20 protein-coding genes are annotated in these 20,316 nt (G+C 52.7%); 8 read left to right on the forward strand and 12 right to left on the reverse strand.

Going from position 1 to position 20,316, the window contains the following annotated elements:
• Nucleotides 1–78 precede the first annotated feature (78 nt).
• The 8 genes from nirB to A6301_RS06745 all read left to right on the forward strand — a co-directional run bounded on the left by nirB (nucleotide 79) and on the right by A6301_RS06745 (nucleotide 9,939).
• On the forward strand, nucleotides 79–2,631 hold the full coding sequence (nirB, locus tag A6301_RS06710) for a nitrite reductase large subunit NirB (protein WP_107168876.1): 2,553 nt from the start codon (nucleotides 79–81) through the stop codon (nucleotides 2,629–2,631).
• Complete coding sequence (nirD, locus tag A6301_RS06715) at nucleotides 2,628–2,996, forward strand: nitrite reductase small subunit NirD (protein ID WP_205540397.1); 369 nt, start codon at nucleotides 2,628–2,630, stop codon at nucleotides 2,994–2,996. Before nirB ends, nirD begins: the two co-directional genes overlap by 4 nt.
• Nucleotides 2,997–3,022: 26 nt before the next feature.
• A complete protein-coding gene (cysG, locus tag A6301_RS06720) occupies nucleotides 3,023–4,402 on the forward strand; it encodes a siroheme synthase CysG (RefSeq protein WP_234257394.1) in 1,380 nt (459 codons plus the stop codon).
• A gap of 538 nt (nucleotides 4,403–4,940) precedes the next feature.
• Nucleotides 4,941–5,657: an ABC transporter permease gene (locus A6301_RS06725; RefSeq protein WP_107168878.1), complete on the forward strand. Its 717-nt coding sequence runs from the start codon at nucleotides 4,941–4,943 to the stop codon at nucleotides 5,655–5,657.
• Nucleotides 5,657–6,391, forward strand: a complete 735-nt coding sequence (locus A6301_RS06730) for an ABC transporter permease (RefSeq protein WP_205540398.1) — start codon at nucleotides 5,657–5,659, stop codon at nucleotides 6,389–6,391. The genes A6301_RS06725 and A6301_RS06730 overlap by 1 nt, the downstream gene beginning before the upstream one ends.
• Nucleotides 6,388–7,152 (forward strand): ABC transporter ATP-binding protein, encoded by a 765-nt coding sequence (locus tag A6301_RS06735; protein WP_095993023.1) that lies wholly within the window; start codon nucleotides 6,388–6,390, stop codon nucleotides 7,150–7,152. Before A6301_RS06730 ends, A6301_RS06735 begins: the two co-directional genes overlap by 4 nt.
• 372 nt (nucleotides 7,153–7,524) lie before the next feature.
• On the forward strand, nucleotides 7,525–8,394 hold the full coding sequence (locus tag A6301_RS06740; protein WP_205540400.1) for a transporter substrate-binding domain-containing protein: 870 nt from the start codon (nucleotides 7,525–7,527) through the stop codon (nucleotides 8,392–8,394).
• Between the two features lie 93 nt (nucleotides 8,395–8,487).
• Nucleotides 8,488–9,939, forward strand: coding sequence for a M20 family metallopeptidase (locus A6301_RS06745; protein WP_234257395.1), 1,452 nt, complete (start codon nucleotides 8,488–8,490; stop codon nucleotides 9,937–9,939).
• Between the two features lie 59 nt (nucleotides 9,940–9,998).
• On the opposite strand, the gene trpS is transcribed toward A6301_RS06745, so the two are convergent.
• The 12 genes from trpS to pilM form a co-directional block, all read right to left on the reverse strand.
• Nucleotides 9,999–11,003 (reverse strand): tryptophan--tRNA ligase, encoded by a 1,005-nt coding sequence (gene trpS / locus A6301_RS06750; protein ID WP_205540402.1) that lies wholly within the window; start codon nucleotides 11,001–11,003, stop codon nucleotides 9,999–10,001.
• The gene (locus A6301_RS06755) at nucleotides 11,000–11,704 is read right to left on the reverse strand and encodes a phosphoglycolate phosphatase (RefSeq protein ID WP_205540403.1); all 705 of its coding nucleotides are present in this window, start codon (nucleotides 11,702–11,704) and stop codon (nucleotides 11,000–11,002) included. Before A6301_RS06755 ends, trpS begins: the two co-directional genes overlap by 4 nt.
• Nucleotides 11,697–12,374, reverse strand: coding sequence for a ribulose-phosphate 3-epimerase (gene rpe, locus A6301_RS06760; protein WP_107168884.1), 678 nt, complete (start codon nucleotides 12,372–12,374; stop codon nucleotides 11,697–11,699). The genes A6301_RS06755 and rpe overlap by 8 nt, the downstream gene beginning before the upstream one ends.
• A gap of 112 nt (nucleotides 12,375–12,486) precedes the next feature.
• Nucleotides 12,487–13,299: an adenine-specific DNA-methyltransferase gene (gene dam, locus A6301_RS06765; protein WP_107168885.1), complete on the reverse strand. Its 813-nt coding sequence runs from the start codon at nucleotides 13,297–13,299 to the stop codon at nucleotides 12,487–12,489.
• Between the two features lie 79 nt (nucleotides 13,300–13,378).
• A complete protein-coding gene (locus A6301_RS06770) occupies nucleotides 13,379–14,395 on the reverse strand; it encodes an SPOR domain-containing protein (protein WP_234257396.1) in 1,017 nt (338 codons plus the stop codon).
• Nucleotides 14,396–14,561: 166 nt separating this feature from the next.
• Complete coding sequence (gene aroB / locus A6301_RS06775) at nucleotides 14,562–15,647, reverse strand: 3-dehydroquinate synthase (protein ID WP_107168887.1); 1,086 nt, start codon at nucleotides 15,645–15,647, stop codon at nucleotides 14,562–14,564.
• 51 nt (nucleotides 15,648–15,698) lie between these two features.
• Nucleotides 15,699–16,220 carry a shikimate kinase AroK gene (gene aroK, locus A6301_RS06780; RefSeq protein ID WP_005969451.1) on the reverse strand — a complete coding sequence of 174 codons (522 nt, stop codon included), beginning with the start codon at nucleotides 16,218–16,220 and terminating at the stop codon, nucleotides 15,699–15,701.
• A gap of 351 nt (nucleotides 16,221–16,571) precedes the next feature.
• Complete coding sequence (gene hofQ, locus A6301_RS06785; protein WP_234257397.1) at nucleotides 16,572–17,846, reverse strand: DNA uptake porin HofQ; 1,275 nt, start codon at nucleotides 17,844–17,846, stop codon at nucleotides 16,572–16,574.
• A gap of 62 nt (nucleotides 17,847–17,908) precedes the next feature.
• On the reverse strand, nucleotides 17,909–18,286 hold the full coding sequence (locus A6301_RS06790) for a HofP DNA utilization family protein (RefSeq protein WP_234257398.1): 378 nt from the start codon (nucleotides 18,284–18,286) through the stop codon (nucleotides 17,909–17,911).
• Nucleotides 18,283–18,870 carry a hypothetical protein gene (locus A6301_RS06795; protein ID WP_205540407.1) on the reverse strand — a complete coding sequence of 196 codons (588 nt, stop codon included), beginning with the start codon at nucleotides 18,868–18,870 and terminating at the stop codon, nucleotides 18,283–18,285. Before A6301_RS06795 ends, A6301_RS06790 begins: the two co-directional genes overlap by 4 nt.
• Complete coding sequence (locus A6301_RS06800) at nucleotides 18,863–19,432, reverse strand: PilN domain-containing protein (protein WP_234257399.1); 570 nt, start codon at nucleotides 19,430–19,432, stop codon at nucleotides 18,863–18,865. The genes A6301_RS06795 and A6301_RS06800 overlap by 8 nt, the downstream gene beginning before the upstream one ends.
• 2 nt (nucleotides 19,433–19,434) lie before the next feature.
• Nucleotides 19,435–20,286 carry a type IV pilus biogenesis protein PilM gene (pilM, locus tag A6301_RS06805; RefSeq protein ID WP_234257400.1) on the reverse strand — a complete coding sequence of 284 codons (852 nt, stop codon included), beginning with the start codon at nucleotides 20,284–20,286 and terminating at the stop codon, nucleotides 19,435–19,437.
• Nucleotides 20,287–20,316 lie beyond the last annotated feature (30 nt).

Raw genomic sequence — 20,316 nt, forward strand, 5'->3', positions numbered from 1 at the left:
AGACAACTTGATGTACATCAATAAGCGGCCTTTGTAGCGCGATAAGGTAACCTCAGAAGAAGCAATTTTGAGGCAAAAATGAACAAAGTCAGACTCGCTGTTATCGGTAACGGGATGGTTGGCCACCGTTTTATCGAAGAGTTGCTGGATAAGGCCCCAACGTCCACCTACGAGATTACCGTTTTTTGTGAAGAACCCCGCGTTGCCTACGATCGTGTCCACCTCTCTTCTTACTTCGCTCACCATACGGTAGAAGAACTTTCTTTAGTACGCGAAGGTTATTACGAAAAGAATGGCGTTAACGTCCTGCTCGGTGAACGCGCCATCACCATCAACCGCAGTGAAAAAGCCATTCACTCCAATTCCGGCCGTACCGTGTATTACGATAAGCTCATCATGGCAACCGGCTCCTACCCCTGGATTCCTTCAATCAAAGGATCAAACGGGCAAGACTGTTTCGTCTACCGCACCATTGAAGATCTGAACGCCATCGAAAACTGCGCACGCCGTAGCAAGCGCGGCGCGGTGATCGGCGGGGGGCTATTAGGTCTAGAAGCGGCTGGCGCGCTGAAACACCTTGGCGTGGAAACACACGTCATTGAGTTCGCCCCCGTGCTCATGGCCGAACAGTTAGATGCACAGGGCGGCACCCTGCTGCAACGCAAGATTGAAAACATGGGTGTGCGTGTGCATACCAGCAAGAATACGCAGGCGATCCAACATTCTGGTCTGGAAAGCCGCAAGACGATGGTGTTTGCCGACGGCAGCACGCTGGAAGTCGACTTCATCGTGTTCTCTACCGGTATCCGCGCACAAGACAAATTGGCACGTCAGTGTGCGCTGGAAATTGGCCCACGCGGCGGTATCGCGATTAACGACTGGTGTCAAACTTCCGACCCTGACGTCTACGCCATCGGCGAATGTGCCGCCTGGCAAGGCAGGCCATTTGGTCTGGTTGCGCCCGGCTACAAAATGGCACAGGTTACCGTCGACCACCTGTTAGGGCATGAAAACCGATTCCAGGGCGCCGATATGAGCGCCAAGCTCAAGTTGATGGGCGTCGATGTCGGCGGGATTGGCGACGCACACGGCCATACGCCAGGCTCTCGCAGCTACATGTGGCTGGATGAAAATAAAGAAACCTACAAACGACTGATCGTCAGCGCCGACAATAAAACGCTGCTCGGTGCTGTGCTGGTCGGCGACACGCGGGATTACGGTAACCTGCTGCAATTCATGCTGAACAAAATCCCGCTGCCGGATTCTCCTGAAGCGCTGATTCTTCCTGCGTCCGCTGGCAGTGCGAAACCGACGCTGGGTGTCGATGCACTGCCAGAAAGTGCGCAAATCTGCTCCTGCTTCGACGTGTCCAAAGGCGACATCATCAAAGCGATTAACGGCGGCTGCCATACCGTCGCGGCGCTTAAGGAAACCACCAAAGCCGGTACGGGCTGCGGCGGCTGTATCCCGCTGCTTACGCAGGTGTTGAACGCGGAACTCAGCAAACAGGGGATCGAAGTCAATAATCATCTGTGTGAACACTTCGCCTATTCGCGTCAGGAGCTGTACCACCTGATCCAAATCGAAAAAATCAAAACGTTCGATCAACTGCTGGAGAAACACGGTTCAGGCTACGGCTGTGAGGTCTGTAAACCGACCGTCGCGTCCCTGCTGGCTTCCTGCTGGAACGAGTACGTGCTCAAACCGCAGCACACGCCGTTGCAGGATTCTAACGACAACTTCCTCGGCAATATCCAGAAAGACGGCACCTACTCCGTGATCCCACGCTCCGCAGGCGGGGAAATCACGCCGGATGGCCTGATCGCCATTGGTCGCATCGCGAAGCAATACAACCTGTACACCAAAATGACGGGTTCTCAGCGCATGGCGCTATTCGGCGTACAGAAAGACGACCTGCCTGACGTATGGGCTCAGCTCATCGAAGCCGGGTTTGAAACCGGCCACGCTTACGCCAAGGCATTACGGATGGCAAAAACCTGCGTCGGCAGCACCTGGTGCCGTTTTGGCGTCGGCGACAGCGTAGGGTTCGGCGTTGAGCTGGAAAACCGCTACAAAGGTATTCGCACCCCGCACAAAATGAAATTTGGCGTTTCCGGCTGTACGCGGGAATGTGCGGAAGCACAGGGTAAAGACGTGGGGATCATCGCTACCGAAAAAGGCTGGAACCTCTATGTATGCGGCAACGGCGGGATGAAACCGCGCCACGCTGACCTGCTGGAAGCCGATCTGGATCGCGAGACCTTAGTCCGCTATTTGGATCGCTTCATGATGTTCTACATCCGCACGGCCGATAAGCTCCAGCGTACGTCCGTCTGGCTGGATAACCTCGAAGGCGGTATCGACTACCTGCGCAATGTAATTGTGAAAGACAAACTGGGCATTAACGACCAACTTGAATCCGATATCGCACGCCTGCGGGAAGGCTACGTCTGCGAATGGCAGGCAACGCTGGAAGATGCGGAAGCACAGAAACGCTTTGCTCACTTTATTAACAGCCCGGTACGTGACCCGAACGTGCAAATGGTGAGTGAACGTCAACAACACCGTCCGGCACGCCCTGCCGAGCGTATTCCGGTGAAACAGATTGAACTAGCGGAGGAAAACGCATGAGCCAGTGGACGACCGTATGTAAGTTAGACGACATCCTGCCCGGCACTGGCGTGTGTGCACTCGTCGAGCAGCAACAGATTGCCGTGTTCCGCCCACGTAACGATGAGCAGGTTTACGCCATCAGCAATATCGATCCGTTCGCACAGGCGAGTGTATTAAGTCGCGGGATAGTGGGAGAGCATCAGGACGATCTTTGGGTCGCAAGCCCATTGAAAAAACAGCATTTCCGCCTTTATGATGGATTCTGTCTGGAGGATGGAGCCTATTCTGTTGCAGCTTATGATGCTCAGGTAACAAACGGTAATGTGCAAATATCCATCGCAGACCGTGACATCGCGGTTGATAATAGCCAACCATTACCCTAATAACCTGAGCTTTCAAGAGGCGTTACATGGATTACCTGCCAATATTCTGTCAGTTGCACGATAAACCTTGTCTATTGGTAGGAGGGGGGGAAATAGCCGAGCGTAAAGCCCGGCTATTGCTGGATGCTGGCGCAGTGATTACCGTCAATGCGCTCGATTTTAACGATCAATTTCGGGCGTGGGAGCAGGATGCTCAATTAACGCTGGTACACGGCACCTTCGATCCGACGTTACTGGACGCGGTGTGGCTGGTGATTGCCGCTACCGACGATCAGGACGTCAATAACCATGTCTATGCCAGCGCCAGCGAGCGCCGGATTTTCTGTAACGTGGTGGATTCACCAGAACGTGCCAGCTTCATTATGCCGTCGATCATTGACCGTTCACCGCTGATGGTCGCGGTGTCTTCTGGCGGCGCGGCGCCGGTATTGGCTCGGCTACTGCGGGAAAAACTGGAAAGTATTCTGCCGCAAAATCTCGGTAAGCTGGCGACATACGCAGGTGAATTGCGTAGTCGGGTCAAAAGCCGATTCCGCAATATGAGCGCACGCCGCCGCTTCTGGGAAAAGCTCTTTGTACACGATCGGCTGGCGCAAGCGCTGGCAAATGAAAATAGCCAGAGCGTTCAACAACTGACGGAACTGCTTTTCTCCGCGCCGCTCGATGACCGAGGTGAAGTAACATTGGTTGGCGCGGGACCGGGTGATGCCGGGTTACTAACGTTGAAAGGTCTACAGCATCTACAGCAGGCTGACATCGTCGTTTACGATCGTCTGGTCTCGAAAGAGATTCTCAATCTGTCACGCCGCGACGCCGAGCGAATTTTCGTCGGCAAAGCCTCTGGCTACCACAGCGTCCCTCAGGATCAAATCAATCAGTTGTTGGAAGAAAAGGCACGCGCCGGTCATCGGGTCGTCAGGCTGAAAGGCGGCGATCCCTTTATCTTCGGCCGTGGAGCCGAAGAGCTGGAGCACCTGCAACAGGCGGGCGTACCGTTCTCTGTCGTTCCCGGTATTACTGCTGCGTCAGGCTGCTCAGCCTACAGCGGTATCCCTCTCACCCATCGCGATCACTCGCAGGGCGTCAGATTGATTACCGGACACGTCAAGCACGACACCGATCTGGACTGGTCCAGTCTCGCAGCGGAAAAACAAACGCTGGTGTTTTACATGGGGCTTCAGCAGGCTGAGCACATTCAAAGTAAGCTCATCGAACAGCGGTTATCGGAAACCGTGCCTGTCGCCATTATCGAAAACGGCACCTCAACCAAACAGCGCGTTCTGAGTGGGCAGCTCTCCCAATTGAGCGAGTTAGCCCAACAAGCCAGCAGCCCGAGTTTGATCATCATCGGTAACGTTGTCGGGCTACGGGAAAAATTGAGCTGGTTTTCAGACCGGACAGCATAATCCTCTTCTCATTTACCGACTCACCCGCTATCCGTCCTGCCGGATAGCGGTTATTGCAACATCATAATGCAACGCCCCACCAAATAGCATAATAATGCACTATTTTGAACATACTCCCTTACAAAATGTCACTTTAATGCTTTACCACAGGCCACATCTGTCTTATTTTGACTAAAACAAAACTCATTAATAAGCAGGCTATGTGAATAAATAATCAATTATCATTTGCGTGGAAACGTGGCCCAAGTATTGCTTAGCTTTCTAATAGATTCGCGGCACGACTTCTGAATCGTTCTTATCGAGCCGATTTCATCGTCAAACCATCGTGTTTCATCGAATTCGTACTCCATAGAAGGAGTACATCATCGAGTTAATACCATTACGCATTACTGCTCTTGTTCCTGAACAGAGTGTGTAGCCCTCTCACCACAAACACAGTTCTGTGTAACGGAGCACTCTTTTACTACCAACAAAACGTGCTAAGAACACTATTTGCTAAGAATGAAATTTGCCAAAAACAGGCAGTTTGGAGTCACTTGTGGAAGACATTACTTTCTGGCAACTCATCAGTTTTGGTGAACACGGCTGGGGAAAATTATTACTGATTGGGGCAGGAATGACGCTCGCACTGGCGATCTGCGGCTTCCTGCTGGGGGCGGTGATCGGTACGATCGGCGCCTGGTCCAAAATTTGCGGCAATCGCCCCGTGCGCTATCTGGCCGATGGCTACACGACGCTTATCCGTGGCGTCCCCGATCTACTCATCATCTACCTGCTGTATTTCGGCGGCAGCTCTGCGCTAACCCTGCTCGCCAAACTGTTTGGCAGCAATGAGTTCTTCGGTTTTCCTGGCTTCCTCGCTGGCGTCTTCGCCGTCGGCATTTCCTCTGGTGCGCAGCAAACGGAAGTCTACCGCGGTGCCTTCTACGCCGTGTCCAAAGGGGAAATTGAGGCCGCCAAAGCCTGTGGTATGCCAACGCTATTACGCCTGCGCCGCATCATCATACCGCTCCTGCTGCGCCACGCGATCCCCCCACTCGGCAACGTGTGGCAGTTGGTGCTGAAAACCTCTGCGCTGGTTTCCGTTACCGGCGTCGCAGAGCTGATGACGCAGTCGCAAACTGGCGCCGGTTCTACCGGTAAACCGTTTGATTTCTTCATGGCAGCCGCGCTGCTGTACCTGCTTATCTCAATCTGTTCCGGCTGGATTATGCGCCGTGCTGAATCTCATTATTCCCGGGGTGTGAAACGCTGATGGATTTTCCTTTTCTGTACGACACGTTTCTGGAGATTATTCCCGGTATTCCGTTGACCCTACAGCTGGCGGTCAGCTCGGTTTTTCTGGGCTTCTTTCTGGCGCTGGGCTTAGCACTGATGCAGTTATCATCCTTTGCCGTGCTGCGCTCCATTGCACGAACCTATGTGCTGTTTTTCCGCGGCACACCGCTGCTGGTTCAGCTGTTCCTGATTTACTACGGGCTGGGGCAATTCCCCTGGGTGAGAGAAAGCATGCTTTGGCCGTTCCTGCGGGAGCCACACTGGTGCGCACTGCTGTCGCTCAGCCTGTGTACCGGAGCCTATGCCAGTGAAATTATCCGTGGTGGATTGCAGTCCGTTCCCACAGGCCAGATCGAATCGGCACGCGCCTGCGGCATGCCGTCGTTCATGATTTTCAAGCGTATCGTTTTCCCGCTGGCAATCCGTCAGGCACTGCCGGCTTACGGCAATGAGCTGATTTCGATGGTCAAATCGACCTCATTGGCTTCCATCATCACACTAATGGAAATCACCGGTATCGCCGCACGCCTTATTGCGGAAACCTACCGAGCGCTCGAAGTCTTCTTGGTCGCCGGCGCTATTTATCTGTTTATTAACCTTATTCTGACACGTTTACTGATGTGGACAGAATTTACGCTTACCCCTCATCTCCGTGCGCCGGGCGCGCAACCGGCAGCGAAAAAAATTAAGAAATTGGGAGATCTGCAATGACGACACCCGCCATTAGCCTGCGCAACATTCATAAAAGCTTCGGTTCTCTGGACGTCCTGAAAGGGATTTCGATTGAAGCCAATCAGGGAGAAGTCATCTCCATTCTGGGATCGTCCGGTTCAGGTAAATCGACACTGCTGCGCTGTAGCAACCTGCTTGAGCTTCCCGATCAGGGTGAGATTATCGTCGGCGGAGAAGCGATTGAAATGAAGCCGAACCGCAAAGGGCAGAACCGCCCGTCGAACCTCAAGCAGATCGACAGAATTCGTACTCAGTTGGGCATGGTATTCCAGAATTTTAACCTCTGGTCACACAAGACCGTGTTGGAAAACATCATCGAAGCGCCCGTACACGTCTTAAAGCGTCCACAGGCAGAGTGCGTGGAACACGCCGAGCAATTATTAGAGAAAGTCGGTCTGGCGGATAAGCGTCACTACTATCCTGCACATTTGTCCGGTGGACAGCAGCAGCGTGCGGCGATTGCCCGTGCGCTCGCGATGGAACCAAAAGTGATGCTATTCGATGAGCCAACCTCCGCACTCGATCCCGAGCTGGTTGGCGAAGTGCTGCGCGTCATGCGCACGCTGGCGGACGAAGGGATGACCATGCTGGTCGTGACTCACGAAATGGATTTTGCCCGCGAAGTTTCTAACCGTATCGTCTTCCTCCATCAGGGGGAAATTGAAGAACAGGGAACGCCGGAGCAGGTTTTCACCGCCAGCCAGTCGGCTCGCTTCCGGCAATTTATTGCCAGTTGGTAAACACAGCCCCGCAGATTTCGTGTTCAGACATCTACCTCTGCCACGAAATTCAGAGGGAATAAACAAAACATACCCTAAATAATTCGAGTTTCAGGAAGGCGGCAAGAGAAGGACAAATTCGTCGGGAACGAATTTGACCAGCCAACGGCTGGCCTCCGGTGAGAGACAGGATGTCTCTCATTTCATCCCGATGAGCTTACTCAGGTAAGTGATTCGGGTGACTGACAAATCTGCCTGAGGCAGATTTGAACGCTGCTTGCAGCGGCCCCAACGGGGCGAGGCACACGTAAGTGTGTCGAGTAGCGCGGCCAACGCACATGCAACTTGAAGTATGACGGGTATATAACGATATAAAACGCCGGGAGAACACCAATGATCAAATCAAAACTCACTCTACTCGCCTGCTCGCTGTGTATGGCAGGCACGTTGGCTGCTTCATTCACCGCCTCCGCAGAAGAGAAAAAATGGACAACCGTCCGCATCGCGACCGAAGGCGCTTACCACCCGTATAACTTCACCAAGCCAGACGGGACGCTGGATGGCATGGAGATCGAACTGTATAAAGTACTGTGCAACAACATGCAGGTAAAATGCGAGATCATGGTTCAGCCCTTCGCCAGCGCCATTCCTGCGCTAAACGCGGGGAAATATGACGCGATCATTGCAGGTATGTCTGCTACGGCGAAACGCCGTGAAGTGATCGATTTCAGCCAGCCGTACACGCAGTCAGGGCAAACTTTCGCCGTACTGAAATCCAGCTCACTCGCCAAAGATTTCCCAGATGCAGGCGTGCGTTTCTCCATTGAACCTGCCGATGAAGCTACAGCATTGGCAGAAGTCGAGAAACTGAAACCGCTGCTGGAAGGCAAAACTATTGGCGTGCAATCTGCTTCTATCGCCAGCGCCTTTTTAGATAAATATATGAAAGGCTTTATGAAAGTACGCGAGTATAAAACCACGCAGGAACACGATCTGGATCTGAAAGCTGGCCGTGTCGATCTGGTCATTGCTTCCGCACCTTATCTGAAAAGCACGACGGACAAACCAGGCAATGAGAACATCGTGATGCCAGGGCCACAGTTCATCGGCGGCATTCTGGGTAGCGGCTCCTCTGTTGGCCTGCGCAAAAGCGATCCTGAGCTGAAAGCCATGTTCGACAAAGCGATCGATCAGGCCAAGCAAGATGGCACCATCAGAAAACTGAGTGAAAAATGGTTCGGTATGGACACCACGCCACTCTAAGTATGACCCTCTAGTTGAATCGCGTGTCATAGCAAACGGGTTGTGACACGCTCCTCGCAAATGCATCAGAGCAATCAAACGAGCACACCACGCATGAATGCAACACACAATGAAGGAACGCTTCCTGCCGTCAATCATCAGACCGTGGAAGCGATCTGCGGCCTGATTGCGGCCAAGCGGCAGCAATTCTGTACGCTGAGTGACGGCATCTGGGATACGCCAGAACTAAACTATGAAGAGCATCGTTCAGCCGCACAGCATGAAGCCGTCCTGAAGGCAGAAGGCTTCCGTCTGACGAAAGGCATTGCCAACATGCCGACTGCGCTACTGGGAGAATTCGGCGAAGGTCTGCCGATTATCGCCATCCTGGGTGAATACGATGCGCTGCCGGGCCTAAGCCAGCAGGCGAATGTCGCTGAGCCAAAGCCGTTGGAAAACGGTGGCAACGGCCACGGCTGCGGGCATAACCTGCTCGGCACCGCGGCGCTACAGGCTGCGACGGCAGTGAAGGATTATCTGCAAAAACACGCACTGGCCGGAACCATACGCTTTTACGGCTGCCCTGCGGAAGAAGGCGGATCGTCCAAAGGTTTTATGGTCAAGGAAGGCGTGTTTGATGACGTCGATATTGCCCTCTGCTGGCACCCTGCGACCTTCACTGGCGTCAACAGCCCGGTCTCGCTGGCCTGTAACGAGCTGAATTTTTACTTCAAAGGCCGCGCCGCTCATGCTGCCAGCAGCCCACACTTGGGGCGCAGCGCGCTGGATGCCGTTGAATTAATGAATGTTGGCGTGAACTATATGCGCGAGCATATGCCGTCCTCCGCGCGCGTTCACTACGCGATTACCGACAGCGGCGGTCAGGCACCAAACGTCGTACAGGCTAACGCGACCGTGCGTTACCTCGTACGAGCACGTCAGTTGCCAGAACTGCATCAGTTGGTCAAACGCGTGAAGAAAATTGCCGAAGGCGCGGCGCTAATGACAGAAACCGAAGTCCGCAGCGAGGTGATTAGCGGTGATGCCAACCTGCTGGCAAATCCGCCGCTGGAAGCACGTATGCACGAACATCTGCTGGCACTCGGTCCAATACCGTTTGATGACGAAGATCGTAAGGTCGCGGCAATGTTCCAGACGGCGTTGAGCGCCGAAGACATCGCCGAATCCTACGCACGTTTCGGCGTCAAACCTCAGCCGGGTTTAACGCTACATGATGGGATTTATCCGCTGTATAGCCCGAATGACGCCTTCATCGGTTCCACCGATGTGGGAACAGTGAGTTGGGTTGTGCCGACCGTGCAGATTCGCAGCGCCACCTACGCCATTGGTACACCGGCGCATTCGTGGCAGTTGGTTGCACAGGGGAAAACTGGCGCAGCGCATAAAGGCATGGAATATGCGGCAAAGGCGATGGCATCACTGGCTATCGATCTGCTGGTCACGCCTGAACTGATTGCACAGGCAAAAGCCGACCACCAGGAAAGATTGCAGCACACACCGTTTGAGAACCCGATTCCAGACGACGTGTTTGCGCCTATCCCGTAGGAATAAATAAGACGTATCAGGAAACCGTCAGGAGAGAACCTCCTGACGGTGATTAAGACTTACGGGCGGGACACAAAACCGACAGCGTCGTAGACTTTCTTCAGCGTTTCCTGTGCACGAGCGCTGGCTTTTTCAGCGCCTTCACGCATCACCTGTTGCAGGAAAGCCTCATCGTTGCGGAAACGGTGATAACGTTCTTGCAGTTCTGACAGCATACCAGACACGGCCTCCGCCACCGCGCCTTTCAGATGACCATACATCTGGCCATCAAATTCCTGCTCCAGCTCTGGGATGCTTTTTCCCGTCACGCCAGACAGAATATCTAACAGGTTCGATACCCCGGCTTTATTCTTCACATCATAGCGAATGACTGGCGGCTCATCGGAATCTGTCATCGCACGTTTGATCTTCTTCACCACCGCTTTCGGATCTTCCAGCAACCCGATAACGTTGTTACGGTTATCGTCGGACTTGGACATCTTCTTGGTAGGTTCCAACAGAGACATCACGCGTGCGCCCGATTTCGGAATAAATGGCTCCGGCACTTTAAAAATGTCGCCATACAGGCTATTGAAGCGCTGACCAACATCGCGGCTCAGTTCCAGATGCTGCTTCTGATCTTCACCTACCGGTACCTGATTCGTTTGATACAGCAGAATATCCGCGGCCATCAGCACCGGATAATCAAACAGGCCAGCGTTGATATTCTCTTCATAACGCGCGGATTTATCCTTGAACTGCGTCATGCGGCTCAGCTCGCCGAAATAGGCGTAACAGTTCAGTATCCAGCTCAGTTGGCTATGTTCAGGAACATGAGACTGAACAAAAATGGTGCTCTTTTTCGGGTCGATGCCACAAGCCAAATACAGCGCCAGCGTGTCCAACGTCGCTTTTCTCAGCGCCTGCGGGTCCTGACGTACCGTGATGGCATGCAAATCCACAATGCAGTAGATGCAGTCATAATCGTCCTGCATGTTGACCCACTGACGTAACGCCCCCATGTAGTTACCAATGGTCAATTCACCAGACGGTTGCGCACCGCTAAATACAATGGGCTTGCTCATACTAAGGGTTCCTGATTGTGTGAAGAAGACTGCCCGATCAGAGGCAAAATATCGGCGAAGCGATCCAGAACGATATCCGGCTGACTCAGCTCGATCGCTTCACCATAGTTATAACCATACGTCATACCGACACTGCGGCAACCCGCCGCCTGCGCGGCCTGAATATCATTGCGGGAATCACCGATGAACAACAGTTCGCTAGCGCGTAATCCCAGTTTACCCAGCACCAGATAGAGCGGCGCGGGGTGCGGTTTTTTTACGATGACATCATCGCCACCGATGATCAGTGAAAAATAGTCACCGATCCCTAATCCTGACAACAGTGGCGCAACAAACGGCGTGGGCTTATTGGTCACCACCGCCATCGGAACCCCTTGCTGTGCCAACTGCGCCAGCGTCTCTTTTACCTGTGGGAACAGCGTGCTGCCGCTATCCACCGTCTGCGCATAATAGACATCGAACCGCTCACGCGTTTCCTGCAAGCGCGCGCCCGTCGGCTCAACACCCGCCCAACGTAGCGCACGTTCAACCATAACGTCAGCGCCGTTGCCGATCCAGGTTGCAACACGGGCTTCACCCGCAGCAGGCAATGACTGTGCCACTAATGCCCGATCGATAGCCGCCGCCAGACCCGGTGCGCTGTGAATCAGCGTACCGTCCAAATCAAAAGCCAACCCGCGAATCGCCGTTAATTCAGTCATGTTTCGTCCTTGAAATTTCATTACGCATTTGATCAATCACGGTACGGTAATCCGGATGACCAAAAATAGCCGATCCCGCTACAAACATATCCGCGCCAGCTTCCGCAATCGCGCCGATATTCTCCACTTTTACCCCGCCATCAACTTCCAGTCGAATGTCGTAACCGCTGTCGTCGATCAAGCGACGAACCTGACGAAGCTTATCCAACGTACCAGGAATAAAAGATTGGCCGCCGAATCCAGGGTTAACCGACATCAGCAGAATAATATCCAATTTGTCCATGACATAATCGAGATAACTTAGCGGGGTTGCAGGGTTAAACACCAGCCCGGCTTTACAGCCGTGATCCTTGATCAGTTGGAGTGAACGATCGAGATGATCGGTAGCTTCAGGATGAAAAGTAATGAAACTGGCTCCCGCATTGGCAAAATCGGGAATGATACGATCGACCGGTTTCACCATCAGGTGAACGTCAATCGGCGCGGTAATGCCGTAATCGCGCAGGGATTTCAGTACCAGCGGGCCAATCGTCAAATTTGGCACATAGTGGTTATCCATGACATCAAAATGGACCACATCAGCCCCGGCAGCTAACACATTAGCGGTATCTTCACCAAGACGGGCAAAATCAGCCGACAAAATAGACGGCGCGATTAAAAACGGTTTCATTCATTTCTCCAAACGGTAAAGTCTGAATGCCTGCGGGTAACCTCACTCTCGGCTAATGACGCCTCTCAGACGGCATTAACCAATTCACCGCGCTCTGTTTGCCCAAGCGGTATTACCGATATAGGGCTAATAACTCGTTTACTTTACTACGCCCTAAAATATTACGGCTAATTGTTCTGCGCGCTTTAACAACATAAAGCACGGCTTCCTGATACCACTCGCGAGTCAGCAAGGTGTCATGATTGGAAATCAGCACGGGAATCTGGCTTTCTACTGACAAACGCCGAGCCAATTGCGCCAAACTTTGCTGATCGGCACGACTGAAATTATTAGTGTGGTAAGCCGTAAAATTCGCGGTAGCAGACAGCGGTGCATAGGGCGGATCGCAATAAATAACCGATCCCTTCTCTGCTTTTTCCAGCGTGTCCTGATAATGCTCACAAACGAAGGTGGCATTTTGCGATTTCAGGGCAAACCAGCGAATCTCTTCTTCAGGAAAATAGGGCTTCTTATAACGCCCAAAAGGAACATTGAATTCACCGCGCATATTGTAACGGCACAGGCCGTTATAGCAGTGGCGATTCAAATAGAGAAATAACAGGGCACGCCGATAAGCATCACTGCAAAGGTTAAATTCGTCACGCAGCAGATAAAACGCCTCAGACGTGTTCACTTCATCCGTAAACAGTTTACGGGCGTCGAGAACAAACTCCTCGGCATTCGCTTTGACGATATTGTACAGGTTGATCAGATCGCTATTAATATCAGCCAGTATATAGCGCTCATATTCCGTATTCAGAAACACGGAACCCGCGCCAACAAAAGGCTCAATAAGACAGTCTCCTGCGGGTAAATAGCGACGAATTTCTTCTACCAGCGGATATTTACCACCAGCCCATTTTAAAAAAGCGCGGTTCTTCTTCATGCCGTCGTTAGTTACTCATACGTTTCAGAGCCGCGGATTGTACTCTGTGTCAGACAGCACATCAGGGCTAAAATTGGTGTTACTTATTCAAGTCCTGCTTCACCTGACGGATCGGCTTAACCCATGGTTTTTTCGCTTGTACTTCTGCGGGTAGCGCGGCAATCGCCTGTTTCGCCTCCGCAGAAGAGGCATAGACTCCGGTCACTAACACATACCAGGATTTTCCGTCTCGTTTCGTTTCATACACCCATGACTGGGCGAGATTGTGTTGTTTCGCGTAGGCTTTCAGCGTGTCCGAGCGTGAAGCGCTGCTCAATTGCAAAGTAAAGTGGCTGGCTGGCGCATTCTGTACGGAAACGTTTTGCCCGACAGTCGTCGGAGCCGCTTTTGCATTAGTAGCAGGTTTACTCGCTACTGGCGTTTTTGGCGCACTGTTCACGGCAGGCTTAGCATTGCTAGCATGTGTAGACGTCGTGCTGTGCGTATTTTTAGCTGAGGACGCCGCTGGCGTTTTCCCCGTTGGGGCTACCGTTGCAGGCGCCGTCGGCAGCGTCGAATGTCCTGATGCACCCTGAGAGAATTCGCTCACGCGCCCTTGCTGTTGCGACAATGCATCGGTGATATTTCCGGGCAATTCAATACGCTGCTGTCCAGCCACTGGTGGTTGAACTTTCGCATCTGTCGGCGTACCAGCAATCGGTGGGGCACTTAATGTTTGGGGTGACATCGGCGCTTGGGAAGATACCTGCGCGGATGTTTGCCCATGACCAACATCACCGGGAACCGCCGTAGGGTTCTCACCCTGTGAAGAAAGTTGCGAGTTCTGTGTCATCGATGACGATGAAGAGAGATCGATATTCCGCTCTCCCCCCGCTTGGTTTTGTGTCTGTGGCGTTTGTGGCTGGGAAGGAGCCTGCAATGCAGAGCCGATACCCACAATCAATAGCACCAGCACGACAATCCCGATACCAATCATCAGGTGCTGTCTGGAAAGCGCGACTTTAGGTACCGCGAAATTGCTGCTTTTTTGCTGACGAGTAGGTCGACGGTCACTGGTATCAGGCTTCAGCTCATCTTCCGGCTTGAACTCATCCATTTAACATCTCCCCACTAAAAAACTCGAATCCGCCATACGATCGTCAAGGCGAATCATTGAATCGTAACGCATTGTATTTTATTAACCATAACCCATCAGGGCGTGTCTGTCGTTAATACTTATCTTTCATAACTGCCAGTCTTTCATAACTGGCTAGCATTAGGCGTCAGGCTTGGCAATCCGCGATTGAGGCCAACACCATGTCATGCGCAACGCCACCACGGACTTCTGATTGGCCAATCGCTGTTGGCAACACCAGGCGTAGCTCACCTGCCAGCACTTTCTTGTCACGCATCATGTGAGGAAGATAGGCTTCAGGCGTCATTTGCGTCGGACCGTTCACTGGAAGGCCAGCACGAACCAACAGAGACTTGATGCGCTCGACGTCCGCAGAGGAGAACTGCCCGAGGCGACGTGCAGTATGCGCAGCCATCACCATGCCTGCCGCAACCGCTTCGCCATGAAGCCAATTACCGTAGCCCATTTCAGCTTCAATAGCATGCCCGTAAGTATGGCCCAAATTGAGCAATGCGCGCATGCCACTTTCACGTTCATCAGCGGCGACCACTGCCGCTTTGATTTCACAGCAGCGTCGAATGCAATAAGCCAGCGCGTCATGCTGTAGCGCACGCACTGCCTCAATATTTTCTTCAAGCCAAAGGAAGAAATCGCGATCCAGAATAATGCCGTACTTAATGACCTCCGCCAGCCCGGATGACAACTCCCGCGCGGGTAAGGATTTCAGGCAGTCCAGATCGATCACAACCGATACGGGCTGATAAAACGCCCCGATCATGTTTTTACCCAATGGGTGATTGACGGCGGTTTTACCACCGACGGAAGAATCTACCTGTGATAACAGCGTTGTCGGCACCTGAATGAACCGGACGCCGCGCTGATAACTGGCTGCGGCAAAACCGGCTAAATCGCCGATGACACCGCCCCCCAAAGCGACAATCGTCGTATCTCGACCATGTGGCTTTGCCAGTAGCGCGGTAAAAACCTGATCCAGTACAGCCAACGATTTGTACTGCTCGCCATCAGGTAAGATCACCTGATCGACATGCACGCCATTGTTTTCCAGCACACCACGAACGCGGTCAAGATACAGAGGGGCCAACGTCTGGTTAGTCACCAGCATGGCCTGTTCCCCCGCTTTCAACGGCATAAAAGATGCCGAATCATCAAATAATCCGGCGGCTATCGTAATGGGATAACTACGTTCCCCTAGTGTTACGGTAATTCTTTCCATGCTCGTTAAACAACCCGTTCAGGGTCCGCTCAATGCGGATAAGGTATGCTCTTAGTTGCTTTCCAGCATATTGATAATCTGGTTAGCAACAACCTTGGCACTTTGCTCGTCAGTCCGAATGGTAACATCGGCGATTTCTTCATAAAGCGGGTTCCGCTCTTTCGCCAATGCTTCCAATACTTCACGTGGAGGGGTTTCAACCTGAAGTAACGGACGTTTCTTATCACGCTGCGTACGGGCCAGTTGCTTCTCGATTGTCGTTTCCAAATAAACGACAACGCCGCGCGCAGAAAGACGATTACGCGTCTCACGTGATTTGACTGAGCCACCGCCTGTCGCCAGTACGATGCCTTGTTTTTCCGTCAATTCATTAATGACTTTCTCTTCACGATCGCGGAAGCCTTCTTCGCCTTCCACATCGAATACCCAGCCCACATCAGCCCCAGTGCGTCGCTCAATTTCTTGATCGGAGTCGAAAAACTCCATATTGAGTTGCTGAGCTAACTGACGGCCAATAGTGCTTTTGCCGGCACCCATAGGCCCAACCAGAAAGATATTGCGTTTCTCTGCCATGTTTTTTGGTATTACTAAGACAATTCGTTAATGATAACCCGCCCCGCCAATCAACCCAGCGGCGGGACCTAAACTGAAACCTCATGAGCGATAGTGCGAGAATCAGACAAAAAATTATCTCAAGACTCAGGGTAGTTTGGCAACCGAATAAAATGTCACACCGACCACAGAGGGCCAATGCAGTATGTTTTATCGACATTTTCGGTGGAACAACACTTCAGTGCTCAATTCGCTAACCCTTGTAAGCTAAATCCGCCGCAGCGTCAAACTCATAAGCATTGAACGTGACAAAAATATTGCTCCTTATCCGAAAAAAATCACCGAATAACATCAGAGCGAGCCTGGGTTTGCTCACGATGAGGCGGGTATCAGCGTCGGCGTGATGAAAATAACCAATTCTCGTCGCGTATGCTGCTGAGTATGGTTTCTGAACAGATGACCAAATACAGGAACCTCGCCTAATAGTGGCACCTGTCTGTCACTGTTCTTTTTTTGCTGCTGGAAAATGCCACCTAATACGATGGTTTCTCCGTCGGTGACGGTCACCTGCGTTTGGATTTCTTGTTTATCGATCGCTAACGCTTCACCATTATCGCCCTGCTTAATCGTCTGTCCCGGCATGTTTTGACTAATTTTCAGGTTCAGCGTAATCCGTCCGGCACGCAGAATGTCGGGCGTCACTTCCATACCGAGTACCGCTTCTTTGAACTCGATAGACGTCGATCCGCTAGCACCGCTGGAGACCTGATACGGAATTTCCGTTCCCTGTTTAATACTGGCGGTCTGCTGGTGTGCTGTGAACAGGCGGGGACTAGCGATAATTTCGACCTGGCTTTCCTGCTCCAGCGCCATTAACTCCAGATCCAACAGACGACCATTCAGTCGCGCCAAATGGAACCCCGCATTGACCGCTGGCGTATCTACTGGCAAGCCAACATTAAAATTGTTCAACCTGAGTGCCTTGTTCGTTGCATCACCTTCCCCCAACCCCCAGTTAACGCCCAACGCTTGCAAGTGTTCACTGCTAATGGTGACAATGTGCGCCGCCAGTTGCACCTGCGCTAACGGCAAATCGAGCTCTTTTACCCACGGTTCGAGCTGTGCCAGCGCGTCTTCCGTATCGCGAATCAATAAGGTATTCGTTCGTTTATCCATGGTTACGCTACCACGTGTAGAAATCAGGGCTCCACGCTGGGCCTGAACGCTGGCTGCGACCTCATCCACATCGGCATACTGCAAGGCGATAGAAAGATTATGTAGCGGCAGTTTCTGCGCCAACTCCGCCATGCGTTCATCCTTTTCCTTCTGCTGGGACGCAAGATGCTCGGTGGGGAAAACCAGTAGCACGTTACCGTTGCGCTCTACGCTGAGTTTCCCCATACGCAAAACAATCTCCAGCGCTTGCTGCCAGGGTACTTCTGCCAACCTCAGGCTAAGGTTTCCCGTCACCCCCGGCGCAATCACCACATTGAGCTGCTGGTGATCGGCTAGCGCCTGCAACACCCGGGATATTGGCGAATCCTCAAAAGCCATCGATACCGAAGGTTCGGCACTGACCTGATACGGCATTACGAGGAGCAGTAACCAACTCAACGTCGCCACGCGACATAACATTCTGATGTTCATAACCGTCCTTGTTATCGAGATAAGCGGTTGTTAAAAAACACGAGCCGATAGGCAAGCTTCACCTATTCCTTTGACTTATTAATAAATGGCGAAGCCAGCAACAGGCTCTCCTGCTGACCGTCACAACCTGCCCCCCTCACTGTCGGAACCAGTTTGGCTCCTGATTTATCCAGTTGGCTGACCGACCAATTTCCCGGAGGAATGACCTCGCCATGTGTTAGCCGAACCCACCCTACTTCTGGCTGGTCTAGCCAGCCAATCCAGCGGTCACCAGAACCAACCACGCCCTTTAGCCGCCACGCAGGCGAGGTCGCTGAAGGCAGGCAACGTGCAGCGATCGACGGATGAAAAGGGTCGATACGTGCTGCGTTTTTTTCTGCCTGCACGCTATGCAGCACGAATAACAGCATCCATGCGATACGACCTATTATCTGACTCATGGCACCACCTCTGGTTCGATCAGTGATAATTCAACCCGTAGCCGTGGCGCTTCAGAGGATAGATTGGTTAACCCGGCATCTGGCTTTACCGTCAACTGCGCAATTCGCAATACATAAGGCAGCGCCGTCAACTCACGAAGCACCTGCAATACCCCCGTGTAATCCGCACTAAATACCAGTTGCCAGCGTTCCTGATGAGGAGCTTCTACACCACGGGAAGCGGGTTGCCAAGACAGCAGCGAAGCCCCCGCTTGCGACAGAGGCTCGACGAGAAGTTGTGCCAACACATCGGGCTGAAAGGGAGCGGATCGCGTGGTTTTTCCCGCTAGCTGCGTGTGCAAAACTGACAATAACGGCATCGCGTCTAGTTTTTGTTGCGTCTCCTGTATATTCAGCCGCACCTGAACGATTTGCGCCTCCGTGCCAATAACGGTTATCCGTACGTCACCGATGAAGAACCAGCCTGATAGCAGCCCAACTGCGGCAACAAACGCCCATTGAAGGGCAAGTTGCTGCCAGAGCGGTTTATTAATTAGTCCTGGTCGGTTCAACACAGCATTAAGCATGATTTTTTGATTAATCATGGTCATCCCCCAACAGGGAATCCGTTGCGCCGCGCCAGTCAACCCGCAAGGAAAAACGTAGCCCGTCCCCCATGTCGCGCTCTCGGGACGTACGCAGCAGTTGTATGCGTTCGACTGAAACATGGCGCAATAACGCGTGCTGTAGCGTAATGATGTCGTGATAGTTTTCGCTCACACCTGTCAGTAGCAAATGCGACCCACGGTCAGCGATTTCCGTCAGCCACAGACGCGCGGGCATCATGCCAGCAAGCTGCTCTAACAAATGAAGGTTGCGACGATTGTCATGCAGGATTACTGCCTCTGTGCGTTCTTGCGCCTGAAAGCGACGCAGCGTTTCCCGCGCGAGGTGAGTTTGCTGATACAACGTGGACAACTGCTGCTGCTGCATCAGAACCGTATCGAGCCCATCCTGCGCACGTTGTTGACGATGCTGGAAAAGCAGATAACTTGCCGCAATAAGGCATAGCATCAACCCCGTCTGTAGCCATAATAGCCCTAACCAGCGGCGTGCCCGCTGACGCATCTGAGTCGTACGCCAGGGTAAAAGATTAATCAGCAGCATGGTCAGACATCCTCAGGACGCAATGCCAAGCCACTCGCGACCGCAAAAGCCGAGGGGAAACTCGGCAACGGTGGCTGTAGGTGGCTAAACACCGTTAACGGCGACCACGGCAGTAATACGTCGGTACTCTGTCTGGGTAAATCGGACGAGACGCTGGAATAATAGGCTACGCTATCGACATCATGCTGATAGCGAGTGCTTACAACCGATACGATATCGGCTTCGTCATTCAGCTCATCAAGGTGTATCACGCCCGAGTAAAACGCGTGGTTCAACGGGGATACCCACAGCCAACCATCCAACAGGCGATGCAGGAACAGACGGTTAGCTTCAAGTCCAGCCAACTGTGCCATCGTTCGAAGCGCACACGTTGAAACATCAAGGACATGAGGATGCAGCCCCGCGCTCTTCAGACATGTCAGCCATTTGTCGATTTCCTGTCGGCGTGCGGCCGTCACCAGCAGTGAACCCTGCTCCTGCGGATCTTCCCGATAGTCTATCGCCAGCGATTCGCGGCTAATCGGCAGCTTGCGATCCGCCATAGTTTCAATATAAAGGCTACGTTCTGGCTCCTGTAAACGCGGGTCAGGCAGCGGTAAACGCTGCTGCAAAATCGACTGAGCAGGAAACCCCACCCGCAATGAAATAGGTTCAGGCAGTAAACGACGCCATGTTTGTAAGGTCTCACAAAGCACCTCAGTATGGTGTAGACTACCCGAGCGCAACGTATCGTCTGGTAGTGGATATTGCCACCAGTGACGAAGCTGCCAACCGTAGCGGCGACGCTGAACTGCCAGAGCGCGCATGAAGCCGTTCTGTATATCTAACCCAACCCGCCAGATGTGATAAGCCATGTTTAACCCGATTTCCTTATCCAATAAACG

Origin of the sequence: Pectobacterium sp. IFB5596, assembly GCF_021432585.1 — a bacterium.
Lineage (GTDB): Bacteria > Pseudomonadota > Gammaproteobacteria > Enterobacterales > Enterobacteriaceae > Pectobacterium > Pectobacterium punjabense.